Source organism: Amycolatopsis sp. CA-128772 (assembly GCF_002904295.1).
In the GTDB taxonomy this organism is placed as follows: Bacteria; Actinomycetota; Actinomycetes; order Mycobacteriales; family Pseudonocardiaceae; genus Amycolatopsis.
The window spans coordinates 63,191-85,924 of sequence record NZ_PPHG01000084.1 but is presented as its reverse complement, the minus strand read 5'-3'; the positions used below and the strand labels follow the sequence as shown (position 1 = coordinate 85,924).

Here is a 22,734-nt window from a genome sequence, read left to right as displayed (position 1 = left end):
GGGCCGCGCCAGCGGCCTCGCGCCACCGGAGTGTGGGCCGCGCCAGCGGCCTCGCGCCACCGGAGTGTGGGCCGCGCCAGCGGCCTCGCGCCACCGGCCTCGCGCCACCGGCCTCGCGCCACCGGCCTCGCGCCAGCGGAGTGCGGGAGGGAGATTGCCGGAGCCGGTTCCGCGGGTGGGCAGTGAGCGGGATTGCGCGACGAGGTTTCCGTGCAGGTCCGGCTGGCATCCGTGCGCGCCTGGCTCACCGCCTGCCGGACCTGTCCACAGGTCATCGCCGATGTGGACAACTCGGCTGTCAGGCTCGGCGATTCGGCGATTTCGTCGGGGGTCGCCGATACGCTGAAAGCGGGGGCTTCCCCCAGGGAGGGTGGGCGCTGCGGCGGTTCGGACGTGAGCCGCGCTCGCATCCTGCGGCGCCCGGTTCCGCCAGCCGGCCGGCGAGCGGTCGTGGCCGTCATCGGCTTCTGTGACCGAGACGCCACCGCTGGCTTCTTTGCGACCCGCGCACCACCTACATCGGCACCGGCGCCGTGCCGCCGCCGGTCACCAGCTTCGCGGCGACCCGCCCGGCACCGGCACCACCGCCAGCACCAGCACCAGCACCAGCACCAGCACCAGCACCAGCACCAGCACTCAAGCGTGCCGCTCGCCACAACCCGGCGAGCAGGAGTCCACGGGTCGTTTACCCCTTCGACCCGTCAGGTACGTACTTCGGATGCTTGCGGCACCCAGGGTGGCGCGAGTACATCCAGGGCACACCCTGTGTGAAAAGAGGTCACCAGATGAAGCGCAAACGTGTCGGCGTTCTGGCACTGGCCGGGTTGGCGTTGCTGAGCGTCACCGGGTTTGCTGTTGGGTCGGCCGGTGCCGCCGAAAGTGGGTCCGGGGATGTGGCCGCGCGGGGGCGGGGCCACGATGGGCCCGTGATCATCGGACACCGCGGCGCGCCCGGGTACCGGCCGGAGCACACCCTTGCTTCCTATGAGCTCGCCTTCCGGATGGGGGTCGACTGGGTCGATGTCGATCTCGTGCCCACCAAGGACGGGCAGCTCGTCGCGCGGCACGAACCCGAGATCGGGGGGACCACCGATGTTGCGAAGCACCCCGAGTTCGCGGATCGGAAGAAGACCGTCGTGCTCGATGGGGTTACCACCACCGGGTGGTTCACCCAGGATTTCACGCTCGCCGAGCTGAAGACGCTGCGTGCGGTCGAGCGGATTCCGCAGAACCGGCCGCACAACACGCTGTACAACGGCCGCTACCGGATTGCCTCCTACCAGGAGGTGCTCGACCTGACCAAGCGGCTCGGCCGCGAGCTGCACCGGACCCTGGGCACCTACCCCGAGGTCAAGCACTCGACCTTCTTCCAGTCCATCGGCAACCCGACCGAGCCGAAGCTGGTCGCGATCCTCAAGCGCAACGGGCTCGACCGGCCGGACGCGCCCGCGATCATCCAGTCGTTCGAGGTGTCGAACCTGATCGCGCTGCACAAGCAGCTTCGGACGCCGCTGCTGCAGCTGACCTCGGCCTCCGGCGCGCCGGCCGACTTCGTCGCGAAGGGTGACAAGCGGACGTACGCGGACCTCGTTACGCCGCAGGGGCTGCGCGAAGTCGCGAAGTACGCGAAGTACCTCGGGCCGGACAAGGCGCAGGTCATCCCGCGGGACAAGAGCGACAACCTCGGCACGCCGACCGCGCTCGTCGCCGACGCGCACAAGGCCGGCCTGAAGGTGCAGCCGTACACCTTCCGGAACGAGAACCCGTTCCTGCCCGCGAACCTGCGCTCGTCGGCCGAGCCGGACGCCTACGGTGACGTCTTCACCGAGGAGGCCGCCTTCTTCCAGGCCGGCGTCGACGGCTTCTTCGCCGACCAGCCGGACACCGCCCTGGAGTCGCTGCACGCCTTCCTGGGCCGGTAATCGCTTTGCCGTGAGGGGCGCTCCCGTGGACCCTGAGTCCATGGGAGTGCCCTTTTCCGGTGTCGTGCTGGTCAGCCGTGGTGACGAGACGCTGCTCGCCGAAGCGTCCGGGTACGCGCACCGCGCTTACGCCGTCAAAAACACCCTCGACACGCGGTTCGCCATTGCCAGCGGTACCAAGGGGTTCACCGCGCTGGTCGTCGTCGGCCTGGTCGCCGAGGGGCGGCTGACCCTGGAAACCACCGCCCGCGAGGTCCTCGGCGACGACCTGCCGCTGATCGACGACCGCGTCACCGTCGAACACCTGCTGACGCACACCTCCGGCATCGGCGACTACTGCGACGACGAAGACCCACCCGAGACGCCGCCCGGGCTCGTCACGTCGGCCGACTACCTCGCCGCCCTCGACGGTTATCCACAGCGAACGCCACCGGGCGAGCGGTTCCACTACCACAACGGTGCCTTCGCCGTCCTCGGCTTGATCGCCGAACGGATCGCGGGCACAGCTTTCGCCGACCTCGTGCGCACGCGCGTCACCGAACCCGCCGGAATGACCGACACCGCGTTCTTCCGCTCCGACGCGCTGCCCGGCCGGACCGCCACCGGCTACCTGGAAGACGGCCGCACCAACGTGTTCAGCCTCCCGGTCGTCGGCTTCGGCGACGGCGGGATCTACAGCTCCGCGCCCGACTTCCGGAAGTTCTGGCCCGCCTTCCTCGACGGCCGGATCGTGCCCGGCGAGTGGGTCGCCCGGATGCTGCGCCCGCACGCCGAGGGTCACGGCCTCGGTTTCTGGCTGCCCCGGCCCGGCGTGGCCCGGCTGGAGGGTGGCGACCACGGCGTCACGTTCCGCAGCACGCACGAGCCGTCGTCCGGGCTCACCGCGACCCTCATCTCGAACAACCACCGAGGTGGCGGGCCCCTGCTCGGGCGGCTGGACGAGTTCTTGACGAAGGCTTGACACCCTTCGGGACCGGGGCTACCTTCGGCGAATTCAATGGTCTGGCCGCATACCTTTCAAGAGGTGCCCGAATGGACGTTTCCGACCAGCAGACCACCCCCGACCACGCCGACGACGACAGCGCGCGCCTGCACCAGCTCGGCTACGCGCAGGAGCTCAAACGCACGATGTCGGCGTTCTCCAACTTCGCCGTCTCCTTCACCATCATCTCGATCCTCTCCGGCTGCCTGACGCTCTACGGGACAGGGATGAAAACCGGTGGTCCGGCCGCGATGATCTGGGGCTGGGTGCTGGTGGGCTTCTTCGTCCTCCTGGTCGGCCTGGGGATGGCGGAGGTGTGCTCGAGCTATCCAACAGCCGGAGGGCTGTACTACTGGGCCGCCAAGCTGGCCCCGCGAAACGGCCCCGCGTGGTCCTGGTTCACCGGCTGGTTCAACCTCATCGGGCAGATCGCGGTCACGGCCGGCATCGACTTCGGCGCCGCCCTCTTCCTCAACGCGTTCCTCGATCTGCAGTGGGGTTTCGCCGCCACCCCGGGGCACACGATCCTGCTGCTGGCGATCATCCTCGTCGTGCACGGGTTGCTGAACACCTTCGGCGTCCGGCTGGTCGCAATCCTCAACAACGTCAGCGTGTGGTGGCACCTCGCCGGCGTGCTGGTCATCGTGGGGGTGCTGACCTTCGTCCCGGCGAAACACCAGGACGCCAGCTTTGTCTTCGGGGAGTTTGTCAACAAGACCGGCTGGAGTTCGCCGATCTACGTGTTCGCATTGGGCCTCCTGCTCGCGCAGTACACGTTGACCGGGTACGACGCTTCCGCGCACATGACCGAAGAGACGAAGAGCGCCGCGAAGGCGGGGCCGCGCGGGATTGTCATGTCGATCGTCGTCTCGCTCGTCGCGGGCTGGATCCTGCTGATCGGGCTGACCTTCGCCATCCAGGACTACGACGGCGCCGTGGGCTCCGCTACGGGGGTGCCGCCCGCGCAGATCTTCATAGACGCCACCGGGGTCACCACCGGCAAGTTCCTGTTGCTGATCTGCATCGGCGCGCAACTGTTCTGCGGCATGTCCTCCGTGACCGCCAACTCGCGGATGATCTACGCTTTCGCGCGCGACGGCGCAATCCCCGGTTCGGGGTTTTGGCACCGGATCAACAAGCGCACCCAAACGCCCACGAACGCGGTCTGGCTCGCCGCCGCGGGAGCGCTGATCCTGGCCCTTCCCTACCTGTGGAGCGCGACGGCCTACTACGCGGTTACGTCGATCGCGGTGGTCGGGCTCTACGTCGCTTACGTCATCCCCGTCTTCCTTCGGGTCAGGCGGGGCGACTCGTTCGAGGCCGGGCCGTGGAACCTCGGCAGGTGGGGACGGCCCGTGGGCATCATTGCCTCGGTCTGGGTCGCGTTCATCTTCGTGCTCTTCATGCTGCCGCCGGCTTCACCGGTGACCGTGGACTCGTTCAACTACACGCCGATCGCCTTCCTCGTGGTGCTGGGCGGGGCCGCCCTGTGGTGGGTGGTTTCGGCCCGGAAGTGGTTCACCGGCCCGAAGGTGCAGGGTTCCGAGGCCGAACTGGCCGCGGTGGAACAGGAACTGAAGGATCTCGGCTGACGTCGGGGGCGGAGTCTTCCGCGCCCTCCCTGCGCGGAAGACTCCCCACCCCCAGTCGGCGGTGAGCACCACCGGGACCCACCTTCGCGAGCCGACCTTGGAACAACCTTGAAGCGTTCCGGCCTTCAAGTGGTCGCGGGGCGGGATTCCGCGGCTGGGGAAGGCGTGTCCGCCGGGCTGCGGTGGCCGGGGCGGACCACCGTCACGGCCGCCGCGCCCAAGGCGCCGACCGCCGCGAACGCGTAGAAGCCCCACGGGTACGCGATGCCCGCGGTCAGCAGGGCGCCGCCGAGGACCGGGCCCGAGATCGCGCCGATCCGGCCGATGCCCGCCGACCAGCCGAGGCCCGTCGCGCGGATCGCGTCCGGGTAGATGCGGCCGATGTAGGCGTACACCAGCACCTGGGCGCTGAACACGAAGCACCCGGTCAGGAACACCGCCGCGTACAGCCCGACGGCCGGCAGCTTCACGCTCAGCAGCGCGAGGAACACCGCGCCCGCGCAGAACCAGACGATGGCCGACGGGCGGATGCCGACGCGGTCGGCGACCCGGCCCGCGACCAGCAGCCCGGCGATGCCGCCGACGTTCAGCGTCAGCAGCAGGCTCAGCGCCGCGCCCAGCGGGTACCCGGCCTGGCGCATGATCTCCGGCAGCCAGGTGTTCAGCCCGTACACCAGCAGCAGCCCCATGAACGACGTCACCCAGAACGCGATCGTCGCGCGCAGCAGGCCACCGCGGAACAGGCCGGCGACGGCGTGCCCGGCCGACCGCTCGGTCTCGCGGACCCGCTGGAACGTCTCGGACTCCGGCAGGAACTTCAGCATCAGCGGGATCAGCACCACGGCGGGCAGCGCGCCGGCGACGAACATCGCCCGCCAGCCGAGCGGCGAGATCAGCACGATGCCCAGCAGCGCGGTCAGCACCGCGCCGACGTGGTAGCCGGTCATCACCGTGGTCGTCGCGCTGCCGGCCTTGCCGGCCCGCGCGTACTCGGTGACCAGCGTGATCGCCGTCGGCAGGCAGCCGCCGAGGCCCAGGCCGGCGACGAACCGCAGCAGCCCGAAGACGAACGTCGATGGCGCGAACGCGCACAGCAACGTGCACAGCGAGAACAACGCCACCGAGATGATCAGCGACTTCCGGCGGCCGATGACGTCGGTGACCGTGCCGATCGCCAGCCCGCCCAGCATCATCCCGGCGAGCCCGACCGTCGACACGATCGACGCGGTGCCGGGGGTCAGCCCCCAGACGTGGCCGCGGAGCAGGACGGGCAGCACGGTGCCGAGCACGACCAGGTCGAACCCGTCGAGCAGGACGGCGGTCCAGGCCAGGGGCACGACCCAGGAGCGAGGGCCAGGGGACATCGGGTACCTCCGGAGGTGCGTCGGTGCACGGTTTCCGCACACTTGTGCGGAGTGCGCACAAGTATGCCTCCGGGGTCCGACAGAAACCAGCGCTTTTCCGCTGAACGGAAGTCGAGCAGGGCCGCGCTACCTGCGGAAAGATCGTGTTCGTGGAAATTCTGACGCTGATGGGTGTGCTCGCCGGTTCGCTCGCCCTGACCGCGCTCGCCCGGCGCTACCACCTGTCCGCGCCCCTGCTCGTGGTGGTCGTCGCGCTCGGCGTCGCGCTGATCCCCGGCGTGCCGCGGTTCGAGCTGGAGCCCGAACTGGTGCTCACCGTGGTCCTGCCGCCGCTGCTGTACTCGACGTCGCTGGAGAGCTCGCTGACGCACTTCAAGCGCGCGCTCCGGCCGATCGTCGCGCTCGGCGTGGTGCTGGTCGCCGTGACGGCCGGGGTCGTCGCCGTCGTCGTGCACCTGCTGCTGCCGGACGTGCCGTTCGCGTCCGCGCTGGTCCTCGGCGCGGTCGTGGCGCCGCCGGACGCGGTGACCGCGGTTGCGATCGGCCGCAAGCTCGGCCTGCCCCGGCGAGTGATGACCGTGCTGACCGGGGAAAGCCTGGTCAACGACGCCGCCGCGCTGACGCTCTACAAGGTCGCGCTCGCCGCCGTCGCGGGCACGGCGGGCTCGGCCGGGCACGGGTTCGCCGTGTTCGGCGTCGCGACCGTGCTGGGCATCGGCGTCGGCCTGGCGATCGGCGCGCTCGTGGTGCTGATCCGGCGGCAGCTCGACGATCCCCTGATGGAGTCGGCGTTCGGGATCATCGTGCCGTTCGCCGCGTACGTCACCGCCGAGCACCTGCACCCCTTCAGCGAGGACTTCAGCGGGTCCGGCGTGCTCGCCGTCGTCGCGGCCGGCCTGCTGCTCGGCCACCGCGCGCTGTACGCGTCCCCGGCGACGCGCATGCAGGACAGATCCGTGTGGGCGTCCATCGACGTCCTGCTGGAGGCATTGGTGTTCGCCATGATGGGCCTGCAGCTGCCGTTCGTCCTCGAAGGCGCGCAGCACGCGGCCCGCGACAACGGGACGCTCGCGCTGGTCGCGGTGGCCGTGCTCGCGGTGACGATGCTGGTGCGCGTCCCGGCGGTGTTCGTCTCCGCGTACCTGCCGCAGACCGTGCGGCTGTTCGGCCGCGACCGCGCGGCGCCGTCGTGGCGGACGCTGGCGGTGGTGTCGTGGACCGGCATGCGCGGGGTCGTCACGCTCGCCGCCGCGGCCGGTGTCCCGGCGGCCACCCCGGGCCGCAAGGAGATCCAGCTGTTCGCCTTCACCGTGGCCATCGGGACGGTGCTGATCCAGGGCCTGACGCTGCCGCCGCTGATCCGGGCGCTGAAGGTGGAGGACCCCGAGGAGGCGTCGCGGGACGAGGCCGAGGAGCTGGCCGCCCGCGAAGTCGCGAAGAAGGCGGCGCAGGAGCGGCTGCGCGAGATCAGCCACGAACGGCTGGCCTCGCTGGACCTGCCCCAGGAGAAGGTCGACCGGCTGAAAGAGCGGCTCCAGCGGCTGATCGACACGCGCTACCGGTTCGCGAAGGCGGCGATCACGCTGTCCGGCGAAGACCGGTCCGGCAGCCCGCAGGCCCAGTTCGCGAAGGCCCGGCGCGAACTCCTGATCACCCAGCGCAAGGCGATGATCGACGAGAACCGCGCGGGCCGGCTCGACGACGAGGTGCTGCGGAAGGTGCTGCGCGAACTGGACCTCGAGGAGATGTCGGTGACCGCGACCCTCACGAACCGAATGAGCTGACGACCCCCCAGGTCCGGAGCCGTTCTTCGCTCGACCGGATGCCGGTCTGGGTGACGAGGACGTCGGTGGCGCCGGCGTCGTAGTACCGCTGCAGGCCCGCGAGCACGGTCTTCTCGTCGCCGATGATCGCCAGGTCGGCCGGGTGGCCGACGCCTTCGACGTCGAGGATCCGCCGGTACGACGGGATCTGCGCGTAGAACCCTATCTGCTCGACGGCCAGCGCGCGGACGGCGTCGGGATCGTCGGTGACGATCGCCGGGACGGCGGCGATGATCCGCTTGCCCGCGGGCAGGGCCGGCACGATCTCCTCGGAAAGCGCTTTCGGCCCGGCGAGGAACGGCAGCGTGCCGTCGGCCAGCTCGCCGGTGACGCGCAGGGCCTGCGGCCCCATCGCGGCGACGATGACCGGGACGTCCCCGCCACCGGCCACAGTGGACGGACCCGGCGGGTGTGCCTGGACGGTCTCGCCGTCGAAGTCGACGGCCTCCCCGGCGAAGACCTGCCGCAGGACGGTCAGGTACTCGCGCAGGTGCCGGATCGGCGGCGGGTACTCGACGCCGTAGACGGGCCCGAGGAACCCCTTCGAGCCGAGCCCGATGCCGAGGGTGAAGTTCCCGCCGGCGGCGGCCTGCGCGGTCAGCGCGGCACTGGCGACGAGCAGGGGGTGCCGCGGGTAGGTCGGGACGACGGAGGTGCCGACCTCGAGGCCGGGGTTTTCCCGCCCGGCCAGCGCGGCCACGGCGATGGCGTCCTGACTGAGCGGGAGCTGCGAAAACCAGACGGACTTCAGGCCCGCGTCGGCCGCTTGGCGGGTCTGGGTGAGCAGCTCGTCGACGAGGTTGGGCGCCGAGCCGGTGTCGCCCGAGGGGAGCGTGACTCCGATGGTCATGCACCCAAACTAGCGAGCCGCGCCACCGGTTTCCGGCTTCCCAGGACTTGAGAACCCGAGCGGGGGCCGCGGGATTCGCCCACTCTGTGGCGAAACCGATCACCGAGGAGAGCCCCATGTCGCTGACCGAAGTCATCGAAGGCACCCGCAAGGCCGTCGACGCGGATCCGCACAACGCCGCCGTCTCGTTCAGCGTCGGCAACGTGCTGAAGCCCGGCACCCGGACCGAAGTCGAGGTCACCGTGCGGGACCACGCTTTCACCGTCGACGAGCCGGCCGCGCTCGGCGGGACCGACCAGGCCGCCAACCCCGTCGAGTACGCGCTCGCCGCCCTCGGGTCCTGCCAGGTCATCACCTACCAGTTCTGGGCGGCGAAGCGCGGCATCCCGATCGACTCGATCAAGGTCACCGTCGACGGCGACCTCGACCTGCACGGCTTCTTCGGCTTCTCGTTCAACACCCGCCCCGGGTTCGGGGACGTCCGGGTGTCGGTCGAACTCGAAGGCCCGGCGAGCCGGGAGCGCTACGAAGACCTCAAGCGCGAGGTCGACGAGCACTGCCCGGTGCTCGACCTGTTCCGCAACGAGACGCCGGTCAGCACGAAGCTGACCTAGACGAACTGGTGCCGCACGATCGTCTGCTCGCGGCCCGGACCCACGCCGATCGCCGAGATCCGGGCGCCTGACAGCTCTTCCAGGCGCTCGACGTACGCGCGGGCGTTCGCCGGGAGCTCCTCGAACGTGCGGCAGGCCGAGATGTCCTCGAACCAGCCCGGGTGCTCTTCGTAGATCGGGATCGCGTGGTGCACGTCGGTCTGCGTCATCGGCATGTCCTGCGTGCGGAAGCCGTCGACCTCGTAGCCCACGCACACCGGGACCTTCTCCAGCCCCGACAGCACGTCCAGCTTCGTGAGGAAGTAGTCGGTGATGCCGTTGACGCGCACCGCGTACCGCGCGATCACCGCGTCGAACCAGCCCGTGCGGCGCGAGCGGCCGGTCGTCACGCCGAACTCGCCGCCCTGCTTGCGCAGGTACTCGCCGGACTCGTCGTGCAGCTCGGTCGGGAACGGGCCGGAGCCGACGCGGGTGGTGTACGCCTTGAGGATGCCGAGCACCGTGGTGATGCGGCCCGGGCCGATGCCGGAACCCGCGCTCGCGCCGCCGGACGTCGGGTTCGACGACGTCACGAACGGGTAGGTGCCGTGGTCGACGTCGAGCAGCGTGCCCTGTGAGCCCTCCAGCAGCACGGTTTCGCCGCGCTCCAGGGCCTGGTTGAGCTGCAGGCGCGTGTCGGCGATGCGGTGCGCGAACTTCTCGCCCGCCGCCAGCACCTCGTCGGCGACCTGGTCGGCGTCGAGCGCCTTGCGGTTGTAGACCTTCACCAGCACCTGGTTCTTGAACTCCAGCGCGGCTTCGACCTTCTGGCGGAAGATCTTCTCGTCCAGCAGGTCCTGCACGCGGACGCCGACGCGGGCGATCTTGTCCTGGTAGCACGGGCCGATGCCGCGGCCGGTGGTGCCGATCTTGCGGCTGCCGAGGTAGCGCTCGGTGACTTTGTCGATGGCCACGTGGTACGGCATGATCAGGTGCGCGTCGGCCGAAATCAGCAGCTTGGACGTGTCGACGTCCCGCTCTTCGAGGCCGGACAGCTCGTCGAGCAGCACCCCCGGGTCCACCACCACGCCGTTGCCGATGACGTTCGTCACGCCCGGGGTGAGGATGCCGGACGGGATGAGGTGCAGGGCGAAGTTCTCGCCGTTCGGCAGGACGACCGTGTGACCGGCGTTGTTGCCACCCTGGTAGCGGACGACCCACTGGACGCGGTCACCCATCAGGTCGGTGGCCTTGCCCTTGCCTTCGTCTCCCCATTGGGCACCGATGAGCACGATGGCCGGCATGTGACACTCCAGGTGTTCGACGACTGAGGTTAAGTGTCCCGGACGGACACCGGTGGCGCTGCTAAATGCCGGTGCATGACTGTAACGGAGGACCCGCGGGTGCGCGGAATAGTGGTGGCCTGTGGCGACGACGCGGCCGGCTTCGAGGAGGTCGACGACGTCGAGTCGATCCGGGTGCCGAGCCGTCCCGGCAAGGCGGAAATCGACCCCTTGCTGGGCGAACACGATCACCTGGTCGTGTCGGGCACGGACGCGGACCTCGCCGCCGTCGTGGTGCGGCTGCTGCGGAAGGACGCTGTCTCCGGCGTGTCGGTCGGGTTCGTGCCGTCGTCGCCCGGCTCGTCCGTCGGCGCGCTCTGGGGGCTGCCGAAGACGCCGCTGCAGGCACTCGCCCTGGCGTTGCGCGGCGAGGTCGACCCGGTGCCGCTGATCCGCGACGACGTCGGCGGCGTGCTCGTCGGGCGCGGGCAGCTGCGGATGGTCCGCGGTGTGGCCTACGCCGACGAGCAGGTGGCGCTGCGCGGGCCGGCCGCGTCGATCGAGGTGATGCCGGACCCGGGCGGGCCCGGGCTGGCCGTGCGCGTCGTGAAGGGAACCATCTTCAAGCGACCGACGACGCTGTACTCGCGGGCGTTCCAGATCGGCTGCATCCCGACCCGGCCGGTGCGTGACGACGTGGTCCACGACCGCGCGGTGAACAAGTGGACCTGGTACCGGCACACCGAAGACCTGCGGCTGGTCCGAGGCGCCGTTTGACGGACAGCTACAAGTCACCTATACGTGTTGTACGCGCCACTCCCGTGCCTCAGGGTTAGCTGTCCCCACTTCTGACACGGAGGCAGCAAAATGCCAACCAGGCGTGCTGTTCGTCATTCGTTCACGGTGCTCGCCGTCACCGCGGTGCTGTCCGGAACTCTGGCCGGCGTCGCGGACGCGACCCCGCCGGGCATCCCGTCGGCGACCACCGCGAAGTCCGAGCTCGCGGCCCTCACGGTCAAGGCCGACGGTTCGCAGACCGGCTACAGCCGCGACAAGTTCCCGCACTGGATCGACCAGGGCAGCAGCTGCAACACCCGTGAAGTGGTGCTCAAGCGCGACGGCACGAACGTGGTGACCGACTCCGCCTGCGCGGCGACCTCCGGCAAGTGGTTCAGCCCGTACGACGGCGCGACCTGGACCGCGGCGTCCGATGTGGACATCGACCACGTCGTCCCGCTCGCGGACGCGTGGCGCACCGGCGCGTCGTCGTGGACGACCGCGCAGCGCCAGGCGTTCGCGAACGACCTCACCGACCCGCAGCTGATCGCCGTGACGGACAACGTCAACCAGGAGAAGGGCGACAAGTCGCCGGACGCCTGGAAGCCGCCGCTCGTCAGCTATTGGTGCACCTACGCGAAGATGTGGGTCGCGGTGAAGTACAAGTTCAAGCTGACGGTCAACTCCGCGGAGAAGACCGCGTTGACGGACATGCTGGGCCGCTGCTGAGAGCTGTCAAGGGGGAATCCCTTCGGTGCCAGGGAATGGGACCGCGGTTCGCCTGCTGGGACGGCCTTCAGCGCGAGGTTAGCGTCGGCGGTTGAAGACGCAACCACTCCCGCTGGAGGCCGTCCGGTGTCCCACCTCCCCCGCGCCCGCCCTGCCGCGGCCTTGCTCGCCCTGCCCCTGCTGCTGACCGCGTGCTCCACCGCGGGCGGCGAACCCGCCGCCGACGCCGGCCCGCCGAAGGCCGGCGGCACGCTGCGCATGGGCATCTCGTCCGCGCCCGACTGCATCGACCCGCAGCAGACGGCCACGAACGCGTCGATCAACGTGTCCCGCCAGCTGGCGGACTCGCTCACCGACCAGGACCCGAAGACCGGCGACATCAGGCCGTGGCTGGCCGAGAAGTGGGAGAGCAACGCCGATTCGACGGCGTTCACCTTCCACCTGCGTTCCGCCGCCACCTTCTCCGACGGCAGCCCGGTCGACGCCGCCGCCGTCAAGACCAGCTTCGACGGTCTCAAGGCGCTGGGCACCAAGGCGCCCCTCGGTTACGGCTACCTCGCCGCGTACCGGGGGACCACCGTCGTCGACCCGCGGACCGCGCGGATCGAGTTCGCCGCGCCGAGCGCGCAGTTCCTGCAGGCCAGCTCCACGGTTTCACTCGCCGTCCTGGCGCCCGCGGCGTTCCGGAAGACGCCGGAGCAGCGCTGCCAGGGCGACGGCCTGATCGCCTCCGGGCCGTTCGTCTTCGAGAGCCTGAAGCAGAACCAGGAGATCGTGCTGGCCAAGCGCAAGAGTTACGCCTGGGGCTCTTCGCTGTTCAAGCACCAGGGCGAGGCCTACCTGGACAAGATCGACTACAAGATCGTGCCCGAGCCCGGTGTCCGCACCGGCAGCCTCGCCTCCGGCCAGCTCGACGCGGTCACCGACGTGCAGCCGGTCGACGAGCCGCAGTTCGCCGGCAACGGCTTCAGCGAGAACATCCGCACCAACCCCGGCGTCGTGTTCAACCTGCACGCGAACACGACCCGCGGCGTGCTCACCGACGAGAAGGTGCGCAAGGCCGTGCTCAAGGGCGTCGACCGCGCCGAGGTCGTGAACACCGTGCTGACGCCGAACTACAAGCCGGCCACCAGCATCCTCGGCTCGGCGACACCGCTGGTCAGCGACCTGTCGGCGCAGCTCGCGTACGACCCGGAGGGCGCGGCCGCGCTCCTGGACGGCGACGGCTGGGTGGCCGCCGCCGACGGGATCCGCACGAAGAACGGGCAGCGGCTGAGCGCGGCTGTGGTGTTCTCACCGGTGTTCAACCAGAACCGCAGCGTGCTGGAGCTGGTTCAGCAGCAGCTGCGCAAGATCGGCTTCGACCTGAAGATCGAGCAGCACACCACCGCCGAGACCACGCAGATCCAGCTGGCCGGGAACTACGACTTCCTCTGGTACAACGTCACCCGCGCCGACCCGGACATCCTGCGCGGCCAGTTCTCCACGAAGTCGGGCAACCGCAGCAAGCTGGCCCCGGGAAACCCCCTCGACGCCGCACTGGACGCGCAGTCGTCCACTGTGGACACGGCGAAGCGCAAGCCGGCGGCGGACGAGGCCCAGAAGCTGATCATCGAGCACGCCTACGCGATCCCGGTGTTCGAGCTGACCCAGGTCGTCGCGCTGAGCTCGAAGGCGCACGCCGTCGACTTCGAAGCGTCGTCACGGCTGCAGCTGTTCGACGCGTGGCTGTCGTGAGGCGCTACCTGCTCCGCCGCGTCGGGCAGGCGGTGTTCGTGCTGTGGGCGGCGTTCACGCTGTCGTTCCTGATCCTCTACCTGCTGCCCGGGGACGCCGTTTCGGCGAAGCTGGCCGGCGGGGAGGCCGGGGCGTCGATGACGGCGGAGCAGGTCGCCGCGGCCCGCGCGGAGTACGGCCTCGACTCGCCGTTGCCGGTGCAGTACCTGAACCGGCTGCTGGCGGCGCTGCACGGCGACTTCGGCCGCAGCGTCGCGACCGGCGACGGCGCGACGCACATGGTCGTCACGGCGCTGCCACCGACGCTCGCGGTGACCGGTCTGGCCCTGGTGTTCGCGGTGCTCTTCGGCGGCGGCTCGGCGTTCCTCGGCACGTGCACGCGGTTCCGCTGGCTGCGCCAGGCGCTGCTGTCCCTGCCGTCGCTGGCGATCTCGCTGCCGCCGTTCTGGGTCGGGCTGCTGCTGATCCAGTTCTTCTCGTTCCGGCTGCGGCTGCTGCCCGCGCTGGGCACGCAGGGGTTCGCCGCGCTGCTCCTGCCGGCGATCACCCTGGCCCTGCCGACCGGCGCGATCATCGGCCAGGTGCTGGCGAAGAGCCTCGCCACGCAGCAGGAGCAGCCGTACGCGGAGATCGCCGCGGCCAAGGGCGCGAGCCGCTGGCGGGTCCACTTCGGACACCTGCTGCGCAACGCGGCCGTGCCGACGCTGACCGTCGCCGGCGTGGTGGCGGGCAATCTGGTGGCGGGTTCGGTGATCACCGAGACGGTGTTCTCGCGCGACGGCGTCGGCCGGATCACCGCGGCCGCCGTCACCGCGCAGGACGTCCCGGTGGTGCAGGCGGTGATCGTGCTGGCGGCGCTGGTCTTCGTGGTGCTCAACCTGGCCGTCGACCTGCTCTACCCGGTGCTCGACCCGCGCATCGCCCGGACCCCGGAGGTGGCCCGTGGTTGACCTCGCGGCGTCCAGACGCCACGTGAAGGTGCCGCCCGGGCTGGTGGTGGCCGTCGCCGTGCTGGCGTTCGTGCTGCTCTCCGCCTTCGTGCCGGCGCTGCTGACCGGGTACGACCCGATCACCGGCGTCCCGAAGGAACGGCTGCAGGGCCCGTCGCTGCAGCACCTGTTCGGCACCGACGAGACCGGCCGGGACGTCTACGCGCGGGTGATCCACGGTGCGTCGCTCTCCCTGCGGGCGACCGCCATCGCCGTGCTCGTGGCCCTGGTGGCCGGTTCGGCGCTCGGCCTGCTGGCCGGGTTCCGCGGCGGCTGGGCGGACACGGCGATCATGCGGGTCGTCGACGTCTTCCTGGCCATCCCGCCGATCCTGCTGTCGCTGGCCCTGGTCACGGCGCTGGGTTTCGGCACGACGAACGTCGCGATCGCCGTCGGCATCGCGAACCTGGCGTCCTTCGCGCGGGTCATGCGCGCGGAGGTGCTCCGCGTGCGCAACGGCGTGTTCGTCGAGGCGGCCCGCGCGTCCGGCGTCCGCTGGTCGGGCGTGCTGCTGCAACACGTCCTGCCGAACGCGCTGGGCCCGGTGCTCGCGCTGGCGACGCTCACCCTGGGCACGGCGGTGCTCGAGGTGTCGGCGCTGAGCTTCCTCGGCTTCGGCGCGACCCCGCCGACGCCGGAGTGGGGGTCGCTGGTCGCGGGCGGCCGCAGCTTCCTGGCCACGGCCTGGTGGATGACGACGTTCCCGGGGCTGACGGTCGCGGCGGTGGTGCTGTCCGCGAACCGGCTGTCCCGCGCGCTGGACGGAGGAGACCGATGACCCTGCTGCGGATTTCGGAGCTGGCGGTGTCGTACCGGACGCGGGCCGGGGTGGTGCCGGCCGTGCGTGACGTCGGGTTCGACGTCGGCGCGGGCGAGGTGGTGGCCGTCGTGGGCGAGTCCGGCTCGGGCAAGTCGACCACGGCCCACGCGGCGATCGGCCTGCTGCCCCGCGGCGGCCGCATCGACGGCGGCTCGATCACCTTCGACGGCCGCGACCTGCTTTCGCTGTCGGACAAGCAGTGGCGCGGGGTGCGCGGGCGCGAGATCGCGCTGGTGCCGCAGGACCCGGCGGTGTCGCTCAACCCGGTGCACCGGGTCGGCGACCAGGTTGCCGAGGTGTTGCGCATCCACGGTCTCGCGGACCGGCGATCCGCGGCTGCGCAGGCGATCGAGCTGCTTTCGCGGGCCGGCGTGTCGTCGCCGGAGCTGCGCGCGCGGCAGTACCCGCACCAGCTGTCGGGCGGCCTGCGCCAGCGCGTGCTGATCGCGGCCGCGCTGGCCGGGCGGCCGAAGCTGATCATCGCGGACGAGCCGACGTCGGCGCTGGACGTCACCGTGCAGCGGCGGATCCTCGACCACCTGACCTCCTTGGCGGCCGAGTCCGGGACGGCGATCCTGCTGATCACGCACGACCTGGGTGTCGCGGCCGATCGCGCGTCACGGATCGTGGTGCTGTCACAGGGTTCGGTGGTCGAGGAGGGTACGGCGGTGATCAGCGCGCCGACGCACCCCTACACGCGGCAGTTGCTGGCGGCGGCACCGAGCCTGTCGAGCACTTCGCGTCCTCCCGCGCCGGCCGCCGAGCCGCTGGTGTCGGTGCGCGACCTGGCGAAGACGTTCGACGGCGGCATCCGCGCGGTCGACGGGGTGTCGTTCGACATCCCCCGCGGCCAGACCCTGGCCCTGGTCGGCGAGTCCGGGTCGGGCAAGTCGACGACGGCCCGGATGGTGCTGCGCCTGGAGACCCCGTCGGCGGGTTCGGTTTCGTTCGACGGCCGGGACATCACCGCGTTGGATGGCGCCGAGCTGCGTCGCCTGCGCCGGCGGATGCAGGTCGTGTACCAGAACCCGTACGCGTCGCTGAACCCGAAGTTCTCGATCGAGGACGTCGTCGGGGAGCCACTGCGAGCGTTCGGGCTGCCGCGCAGCCAGGTCCCGTCCCTGCTCGACCAGGTGGCCCTGCCGGCGTCGGTGGCCCGCCGCAAGCCGGCGGAGCTGTCGGGCGGCCAGCGCCAGCGGGTGGCGATCGCCCGGGCCCTGGCGTTGCAGCCGGACCTGCTGGTGTGCGACGAACCGGTGTCGGCGCTGGACGTGTCGGTACAGGCCCAGATCCTGCGGCTGCTGGCGGAGCTGCAGTCGTCGCTGGGGCTGTCGTACCTGTTCATCTCGCACGATCTCGCGGTGGTGCGGCAGCTGGCGGACCAGGTGGGGGTGCTGCGGGACGGGGTGTTGGTGGAGCTGGGGCCGGCGGGGCAGGTGCTGGAGGAACCGCGGGCGGAGTACACGAAGGAACTGCTGGCGGCGATCCCCGGACGTTCGGCACAGGAGGTCGGCTGACCAGTACGCTCGGGTGAGTGCGGATCCTTTTCACGTGCCGCCCGGCGTACGGACACCTCTTCCCGTTGCTTCCGCTCGCCCTGGCCGCGAAAGCCGCCGGGCACGACGTCGTCTTCGGTACCGGGGAGGCCTTCGTCCCCAAGGTGCGGGATCTGGGCTTCGAGGCCCACCGCGCCGGGATCGGCATCGCTGAAGCCGAAACCGAAGCCAAGCGGCGGCACGGTGAGGACGCCGGGTTCGTCGACGTCGGCATCACGATGTTCGGCGAGCTCCTGCCGCAGTCCTTACTCGACGACCTGACCCCGCTGCTCCCGAAGCTGCGTCCCGGCCTCGTGATCTACGAGATGAGCGACGTCGGCGCCGGGATCGCGGCGCGGCGGGCGGGACTGCCCGCCGTCTCGGTTGTGATCGGGCGGTCGATGCCGCCGGAGCTCCTGGCCGTCGCCGCCGAGCGGCTGCGGCCGCTCTGGGGTGCGCTGCCCGCTGACGCGCTGCTGGGTGACGCCTGCGTCGACGTCTGGCCCGACAGCTTGCGCGATCCCGGCACCGCCGCCGTGCCGACCACCTTCCGGATGCGGCCGACGCCGTTCGATCCCGACGTTCCGCTGCCGCCCCTTCCCGGCGACTTCGTCTACCTGACGCTCGGCACGGTCGTCTACGGCGCCACGCAGCTGCTGCGCGGGGCGATCCACGCGCTGTCGAGACTGGACGTCGACGTCCTGGTGGCCCTCGGACCCGGTGATCCCGCGGAACTGGGCCCGCTGCCCGACCGGGTACGGGTCGCGGGGTTCGTGCCGCAGGCCGAGGTGCTCAAGCACGCGAGCCTGGTCGTGCACCACGGCGGCACGGGCACCACCCTCGCCGCCCTCGGCGCCGGGCTGCCGCAGCTGATCCTGCCGCAGGGTGCCGACCAGTTCGCCAACGCCGACGCCCTCAGCTCGCTCGGCGCGGCGAAGGCGCTGGTCGGCGACGCCGTCCGGATGGACGCGATCGAGACGGCGGCCCGCACCCTGCTCAGCGACCCGGAACCGCGGGAAATCGCCCAGCGGGTCGCGCGGGAAATCGCGGGAATGCCGTCACCGGAACAGGTCCTGGCCGAAGTCGTCAGCTGGGCGGGTTGACCAGCGCCAGGATTTCCCTTGCCACGGCGTCGTTCTGGCGGAAGGACAGGGCGTTCGTCCGCGGCCGGGTGAACGCCGCCGCCGAGCGGGCGCTCGTGTGCGGGCCCACCGCGAACCGGTGCGGGTGGGCGCGGCCCGCTCTATCGAGGAGGCGGGAGTCCGACACCCGCGTGTGGATCCGGCCCGACGGCAGCAACGCGCCGGTCACCGGGTCCGCCACCGCCTCCTCGGCCAGCTCGCCCGCGTCGCGCAGCTGCCGGAGGAGGCCGTCGGCCGCGCGGGTGACGCTCGGGCCCGGCAGCCGCGCTTCGACGAGCGTGCGGGCTTCGACCGTCTCCGGGTGGCTCGCGCCGGACGCCACGAAGACGCCACGCTCGGCCGTGACCCCCATTTCCGCGCCCACGAAGGAAACCAGCCCGGCCTCGTGCAGGGCCAGCAGTTCCTCCAGCCGGCGCGGCGGCGGCCCGCTGGCGTAGTACGAGAAGAACCCGTGGAACCAGCCGTCCATGTCGGACACTTGGGAGGCGGCGTCCAACCGTCCCTTCCGGACCAGTGTGGGCAGCTGGCCGTACACCGACAGCAGGGCCATGAACGCACCGAGGTCGGCGCTGAACTCCTGGTCCGCCCGGCGCGCGAGGTCGGCTTCGACGTACTCGCGCAGCTCCTTGCCGAACTCCTCGGCCGTGCCGGACGTGCGGCCCGCCAGCGGCCGGTCGAGCCGGTCGAGGTCGAGCCGGTCGGCGTCGGCGGGCACCGCGCGGGCCACGAGGTCGCGCATGCCCGGTGAATCCCAGGCCAGGTCGGCGAACGCGTCGGCGAACACCGTGAAGTCCATGCGCACGCGGGCGGGGTGCCCGGTGAACAGCTCGCTGTAGTAGCCCCAGGCCAGTTCCTTCGCCACCAGGGGCCAGACGTCCCGGCGGAAATCCAGCGCGGCGCCGGCCAGCTCGTCGATGGCGTAGGCGTCGAAGAACCTGGGCAGCCGCAACGGTTTTCCGCGCAGCCGGTAGCCGATCTTGGCGTGGTAGGGCACTCCGCGCCGCGAGCCGACGTGCAGCACCGGCTCGGCGCCGCTCGGGTGGTAGCGGAGACCGCCGCACGGCCGCTCCTCGAACCGGCCACCGCGGCCCTCGGTCAGCAGCAGCATCAGGTCGACGAACGCCAGCCCGAAACCCCGCACCAGCACGGCTTCGCCGGGAGCGATGGCCGAGTAGTCGACGTCGGCGGTGTAGCCGGCCGGGTAGTAGGCGAGCCCGTGCTGCGCGGCGAACGACACCAGCTCGCGCTCCCGCTCGTCGGGCTCGGCGTCGAGGTGCCCGACGGTGAACACGACGGCGTCCGCGACGACCGCCGAGCCGTCGGACAGGCTGACCGTGTTCCCGGCCACCCCGACCGCCCGGGCGGCGTGCTCGACGACGTCGAACTCGCCGGGGAGGTCCGCCACGACCTGCCGGTACACCCAGGTCAGGTAGGCGCTCTGCAGGCGCCGGGTGGGGAAGTCGAAGGGGTCGAGCGCGGTCAGCTCGGCGACGACGTCGGCGGGCACCTCGGCGTCGAGGCCGCCGTCACGCACCTTCCGCGCCCACTCCAGCAGCGACGGCCCCGGCCGCACCGGGCCGGCCATCCGCACCGAGTCGTCGGTGTACATCGTGACGTCCTCGGGCATGGAGTTCATCCGCAGCAGCGGCGACTGGTCGTAGCGCCACACCCGGCCCGGACCCGGCGGGTACGGGTCGATCAGGTGCACCTCGACCCGCCGGCCGCCGAGCAGCTCGCCGGCGTTCGCGCCGAGCCGTTCGAGGACGCCGACCCCGCGGGGTCCGGCGCCCACGACAGCCAGGGTGAACGGCGGGAGATCGGCCACGAACCCGAAGCTACGCCGGGCTTTCGCGCCCGGAGGCGCTTCCCACAGAGCGGAACCCACCCGGGCCGCCCGCGGCTCCGGCGCCGGTTCCACCCTGCGGACCCCGTTGCCGCCCACGGCACGCCAGGCGTAGCCCTGGCAGTACCGAGGCGAGAGAAGGTGAACGGAATGCCGGTGGAGTTCCTGGGCATCGGGGGCACGCACGACGGGTCGGAGACGCACGCCCGTTCGGGTGGGGTGTTCGACAAGGAGTAAACGCTGCGCCTGGCCCGCGCGCACGAGGACTTCGGGTGGGACCGGGTGCTGTTCGCCTACGGCTCCGGCTCGCCCGATCCCGCGCAGGCGGCCGCGTACGTCGCCACGAAGCTCGACAAGCTGCAGATCCTGCTCGCGCACCGGCCGAACGTCTCGTACCCGACGTTCGCGGCGAAAACCTTCGCGACGCTCGACCGGATCTCCGACGGCCGGCTCACGGTGCACTTCATCACCGGGGCTCCTCACCCGCCGCCTACGCCGCCGGCGGGGCCGAGGCGGACATCTACTGCCTCTGGGGCGAGCCGCTGGCGCAGACCGCCGAGCAGATCGAGTCGGTCAAGGCCGCCGCGCGGGCCGCGGGCCGCACCGACGTGCCGCGGATCCAGGTCGCGTTCCGGCCGATCATCGCGCCCACCGAGGAGCTGGCCTGGGAGAAGGCGTACGCCACGGTCGGCGCCATCAAGGACCGCACCGAGGGCGGGCAGCCGCTGACCCGGCGGCACAAGCTCACCGAGCCCGAGAACACCGGCTCGCAGCGGCTGCTGGAGATCGCGGCGAACGGCGAGCGGTTCGACCGCGCGCTCTGGACGCCGACCGCGGCCGCGACCGGCGGCGCCGGCAACTCGAACGCGCTGGTCGGGAGGCCGGAGACGGTCGCGCAGGCCCTGCTGGACTACTACGACCTCGGCGTCGAGATCCTGTCCGCCCGCGGCTACGACATGCTCGGCGACACGATCGACTTCGGCCGGTACGTCATCCCGATCGTCCGCGAGGAGGTCGCCAAGCGCGACGCCGGACGCGTCGCGGAGACCGCCCGGACCCCGGCGGCGGACGCCCTGGCCGTCGACGGCTGACCCCCGCGCCTCCCGGTAGCCACCTCGCGAACGCGAGGTGGCTACTTTTGCCTCTGGCGACCGCCCAAACGGTACGGAATGATCCCCGGTGACTCCTGGGCGACCGGTCAGACACTGCGGGCTATCGTCTGACCCGTTCGGGAAAGCTCCGTGACACCTTCAATACCAGCGAAAGAACCTAGAGATTTACCCACTGTCACGGGACACTGGCTGGGGGAACTCACGTACCGTGACGGCCTGGTGACCAGCCGGTCAAGAAGACGACTGGTCCGAGGCGGGGCACGGTCTGCACACGGAGTCGGAGAAACGCATGGCAGCACCGCCGGACCGGGTCACGTTCCGCGAGGTGTTCGGGATCGCCGAGTTCCGGGCGCTCTGGTTCGCGGAACTGTGGTCGATCGCCGGTGACCAGCTGGCGAGGGTCGCGCTCTCGATCCTGGTGTTCACCACCACCGGTTCCGCCACGCTGACGGGCCTCACCTACGCGCTGACCTTCGCCCCGTCGCTGCTCGGCGGCATCTTCCTGACCGGGCTCGCCGACCGGTTCTCGCGACGCACCGTGATGGTCGCCGTCGACCTGCTCCGCGCCGGGCTGATCCTGCTCGTCGCCGTGCCGAACCTGCCGTTCTGGGTGGTCTGCGTGCTCGTCGGCGGCGTCTCGCTGCTGAACCCGCCGTTCAAGGCCGCCCAGCTCGCGCTGCTGCCGCAGGTCCTGGAGGGCGACCGGTTCGTCGTCGGGATGGGCGTGCGGACGATGACCGTCCAGTCGGCGCAGCTGCTCGGCTTCGCCGGCGGCGGCGCGCTGCTGCTGGCCCTCGACCCGCACGTGGCGCTGGTCCTCGACGCGGCCACGTTCCTGCTGTCCGCGGCCTTCGTCCGGTTCGGGGTGCACGCCCGGCCGGCCGCCGCGAAGCCGGAGACGCGGAAGTCGTTCTTCGCCACCATCGGCGCCGGCGGCCGGGTGGCGTTCGCCAGCCCCGCGCTGCGCACGTTGGTGCTGTTCACCTGGCTGATGGGCCTGCTGCCGGTCTACGAAGGGATCGCGGCGCCGTATGTCGCCTCGGCGGGCGGCGGCCCCGAGCTCGTCGGCCTGCTGCTCGCGGCCGACCCGGTGGGCAGCGTGATCGGCACGTTCGTCTTCACGCGGTGGGTGCCGGCCGACGCGCGGCCGAAGCTGATCGCGCCGCTGTCGGCGCTGTGCGGGGTCCCCATGCTGGTCGGTTTCGCGCAACCGGGCCCGTGGGTGTCGATCGTCCTGTTCGTGCTGTCCGGGGCGTTCGGCGCGGTGGCCCTGCTGCAGGCGACGGCGTCGCTGACGCTGGCGGTCCCGGACGAGAACCGCGCGCAGACGATGGGGCTGTCCAACACCGGGCTGACGACGATGCTCGGCGTGAGCCCGCTCATCGGCGGCGTCCTGACGGACTACTTCGGCGCGCAGACGACCGTCGGAATCTTCGGCGTTGCCGGATTGATACTTACCGTGCCGCTCGCCCTGGCGTGGCGGCGCGCGCGGATTTCAAAGGCCGGCGGAGGCGGGCATGACTTTGAGACCCAGCGCGCCGAACACGCCTGAACACGCTCGACACGCTGGCTTCGTCATCGCGACCTTGCGGCGCGGCTCCGGCTTACTGATCTCTGGAACGCATCGCTGGCCACCCTTCG

At 71.0% G+C, this 22,734-nt stretch carries 17 protein-coding genes and 1 pseudogene; 14 read left to right on the top strand and 4 right to left on the bottom strand.

Features of this window, described 5'->3' with window-relative positions; genetic code table 11:
- Window positions 1-785: 785 nt before the first annotated feature.
- From C2L59_RS36430 to C2L59_RS36420, 3 genes are all read left to right on the top strand, one after another.
- Window positions 786-1,922 carry a glycerophosphodiester phosphodiesterase gene (locus C2L59_RS36430; protein ID WP_103354077.1) on the top strand — a complete coding sequence of 379 codons (1,137 nt, stop codon included), beginning with the start codon at window positions 786-788 and terminating at the stop codon, window positions 1,920-1,922.
- Window positions 1,923-1,962: 40 nt separating this feature from the next.
- Window positions 1,963-2,883 (top strand): serine hydrolase, encoded by a 921-nt coding sequence (locus C2L59_RS36425; protein ID WP_103354076.1) that lies wholly within the window; start codon window positions 1,963-1,965, stop codon window positions 2,881-2,883.
- A 71-nt stretch (window positions 2,884-2,954) separates the two neighbouring features.
- Window positions 2,955-4,496, top strand: coding sequence for an amino acid permease (locus tag C2L59_RS36420; RefSeq protein ID WP_103354075.1), 1,542 nt, complete (start codon window positions 2,955-2,957; stop codon window positions 4,494-4,496).
- 125 nt (window positions 4,497-4,621) lie between these two features.
- Here the strand turns inward: C2L59_RS36420 and C2L59_RS36415 are convergent, their stop codons facing one another.
- On the bottom strand, window positions 4,622-5,860 hold the full coding sequence (locus tag C2L59_RS36415) for an aromatic acid/H+ symport family MFS transporter (RefSeq protein WP_103354074.1): 1,239 nt from the start codon (window positions 5,858-5,860) through the stop codon (window positions 4,622-4,624).
- Between the two features lie 149 nt (window positions 5,861-6,009).
- On the opposite strand from C2L59_RS36415, the gene C2L59_RS36410 reads away from it, so the two are divergent.
- Window positions 6,010-7,644 carry a Na+/H+ antiporter gene (locus tag C2L59_RS36410; RefSeq protein WP_103354090.1) on the top strand — a complete coding sequence of 545 codons (1,635 nt, stop codon included), beginning with the start codon at window positions 6,010-6,012 and terminating at the stop codon, window positions 7,642-7,644.
- Here C2L59_RS36410 and C2L59_RS36405 read toward each other — a convergent pair.
- A complete protein-coding gene (locus C2L59_RS36405; protein ID WP_103354073.1) occupies window positions 7,625-8,533 on the bottom strand; it encodes a TIGR03564 family F420-dependent LLM class oxidoreductase in 909 nt (302 codons plus the stop codon). The genes C2L59_RS36410 and C2L59_RS36405 overlap by 20 nt on opposite strands.
- 116 nt (window positions 8,534-8,649) lie before the next feature.
- On the opposite strand from C2L59_RS36405, the gene C2L59_RS36400 reads away from it, so the two are divergent.
- Entirely contained in the window at window positions 8,650-9,147 is a 498-nt protein-coding gene (locus C2L59_RS36400) for an OsmC family protein (RefSeq protein ID WP_103354072.1), read from the top strand.
- On the opposite strand, the gene C2L59_RS36395 is transcribed toward C2L59_RS36400, so the two are convergent.
- Window positions 9,144-10,430, bottom strand: coding sequence for an adenylosuccinate synthase (locus C2L59_RS36395; protein ID WP_103354071.1), 1,287 nt, complete (start codon window positions 10,428-10,430; stop codon window positions 9,144-9,146). The genes C2L59_RS36400 and C2L59_RS36395 overlap by 4 nt on opposite strands.
- Window positions 10,431-10,505: 75 nt before the next feature.
- On the opposite strand from C2L59_RS36395, the gene C2L59_RS36390 reads away from it, so the two are divergent.
- From C2L59_RS36390 to C2L59_RS36360, 7 genes are all read left to right on the top strand, one after another.
- Window positions 10,506-11,186, top strand: coding sequence for a hypothetical protein (locus C2L59_RS36390; RefSeq protein ID WP_370444811.1), 681 nt, complete (start codon window positions 10,506-10,508; stop codon window positions 11,184-11,186).
- Between the two features lie 90 nt (window positions 11,187-11,276).
- Window positions 11,277-11,915: an HNH endonuclease family protein gene (locus tag C2L59_RS36385; RefSeq protein WP_199199431.1), complete on the top strand. Its 639-nt coding sequence runs from the start codon at window positions 11,277-11,279 to the stop codon at window positions 11,913-11,915.
- A 126-nt stretch (window positions 11,916-12,041) separates the two neighbouring features.
- The gene (locus C2L59_RS36380; RefSeq protein ID WP_103354068.1) at window positions 12,042-13,652 is read left to right on the top strand and encodes an ABC transporter substrate-binding protein; all 1,611 of its coding nucleotides are present in this window, start codon (window positions 12,042-12,044) and stop codon (window positions 13,650-13,652) included.
- A complete protein-coding gene (locus tag C2L59_RS36375; RefSeq protein ID WP_103354067.1) occupies window positions 13,649-14,602 on the top strand; it encodes an ABC transporter permease in 954 nt (317 codons plus the stop codon). Before C2L59_RS36380 ends, C2L59_RS36375 begins: the two co-directional genes overlap by 4 nt.
- 28 nt (window positions 14,603-14,630) lie before the next feature.
- Window positions 14,631-15,419 carry an ABC transporter permease gene (locus C2L59_RS36370; protein WP_103354089.1) on the top strand — a complete coding sequence of 263 codons (789 nt, stop codon included), beginning with the start codon at window positions 14,631-14,633 and terminating at the stop codon, window positions 15,417-15,419.
- Window positions 15,416-16,978 (top strand): ABC transporter ATP-binding protein, encoded by a 1,563-nt coding sequence (locus C2L59_RS36365; protein WP_103354066.1) that lies wholly within the window; start codon window positions 15,416-15,418, stop codon window positions 16,976-16,978. Before C2L59_RS36370 ends, C2L59_RS36365 begins: the two co-directional genes overlap by 4 nt.
- Window positions 16,979-16,995: 17 nt before the next feature.
- A complete protein-coding gene (locus tag C2L59_RS36360; protein ID WP_103354065.1) occupies window positions 16,996-18,099 on the top strand; it encodes a glycosyltransferase in 1,104 nt (367 codons plus the stop codon).
- Here the strand turns inward: C2L59_RS36360 and C2L59_RS36355 are convergent.
- Window positions 18,083-19,963: an FAD/NAD(P)-binding domain-containing protein gene (locus C2L59_RS36355; RefSeq protein ID WP_103354088.1), complete on the bottom strand. Its 1,881-nt coding sequence runs from the start codon at window positions 19,961-19,963 to the stop codon at window positions 18,083-18,085. The genes C2L59_RS36360 and C2L59_RS36355 overlap by 17 nt on opposite strands.
- A 168-nt stretch (window positions 19,964-20,131) precedes the next feature.
- Here C2L59_RS36355 and C2L59_RS36350 point away from each other — a divergent pair.
- Window positions 20,132-21,072, top strand: a pseudogene (locus tag C2L59_RS36350) (LLM class flavin-dependent oxidoreductase).
- A 310-nt stretch (window positions 21,073-21,382) separates the two neighbouring features.
- The gene (locus C2L59_RS36345; protein WP_103354064.1) at window positions 21,383-22,645 is read left to right on the top strand and encodes an MFS transporter; all 1,263 of its coding nucleotides are present in this window, start codon (window positions 21,383-21,385) and stop codon (window positions 22,643-22,645) included.
- Window positions 22,646-22,734 lie beyond the last annotated feature (89 nt).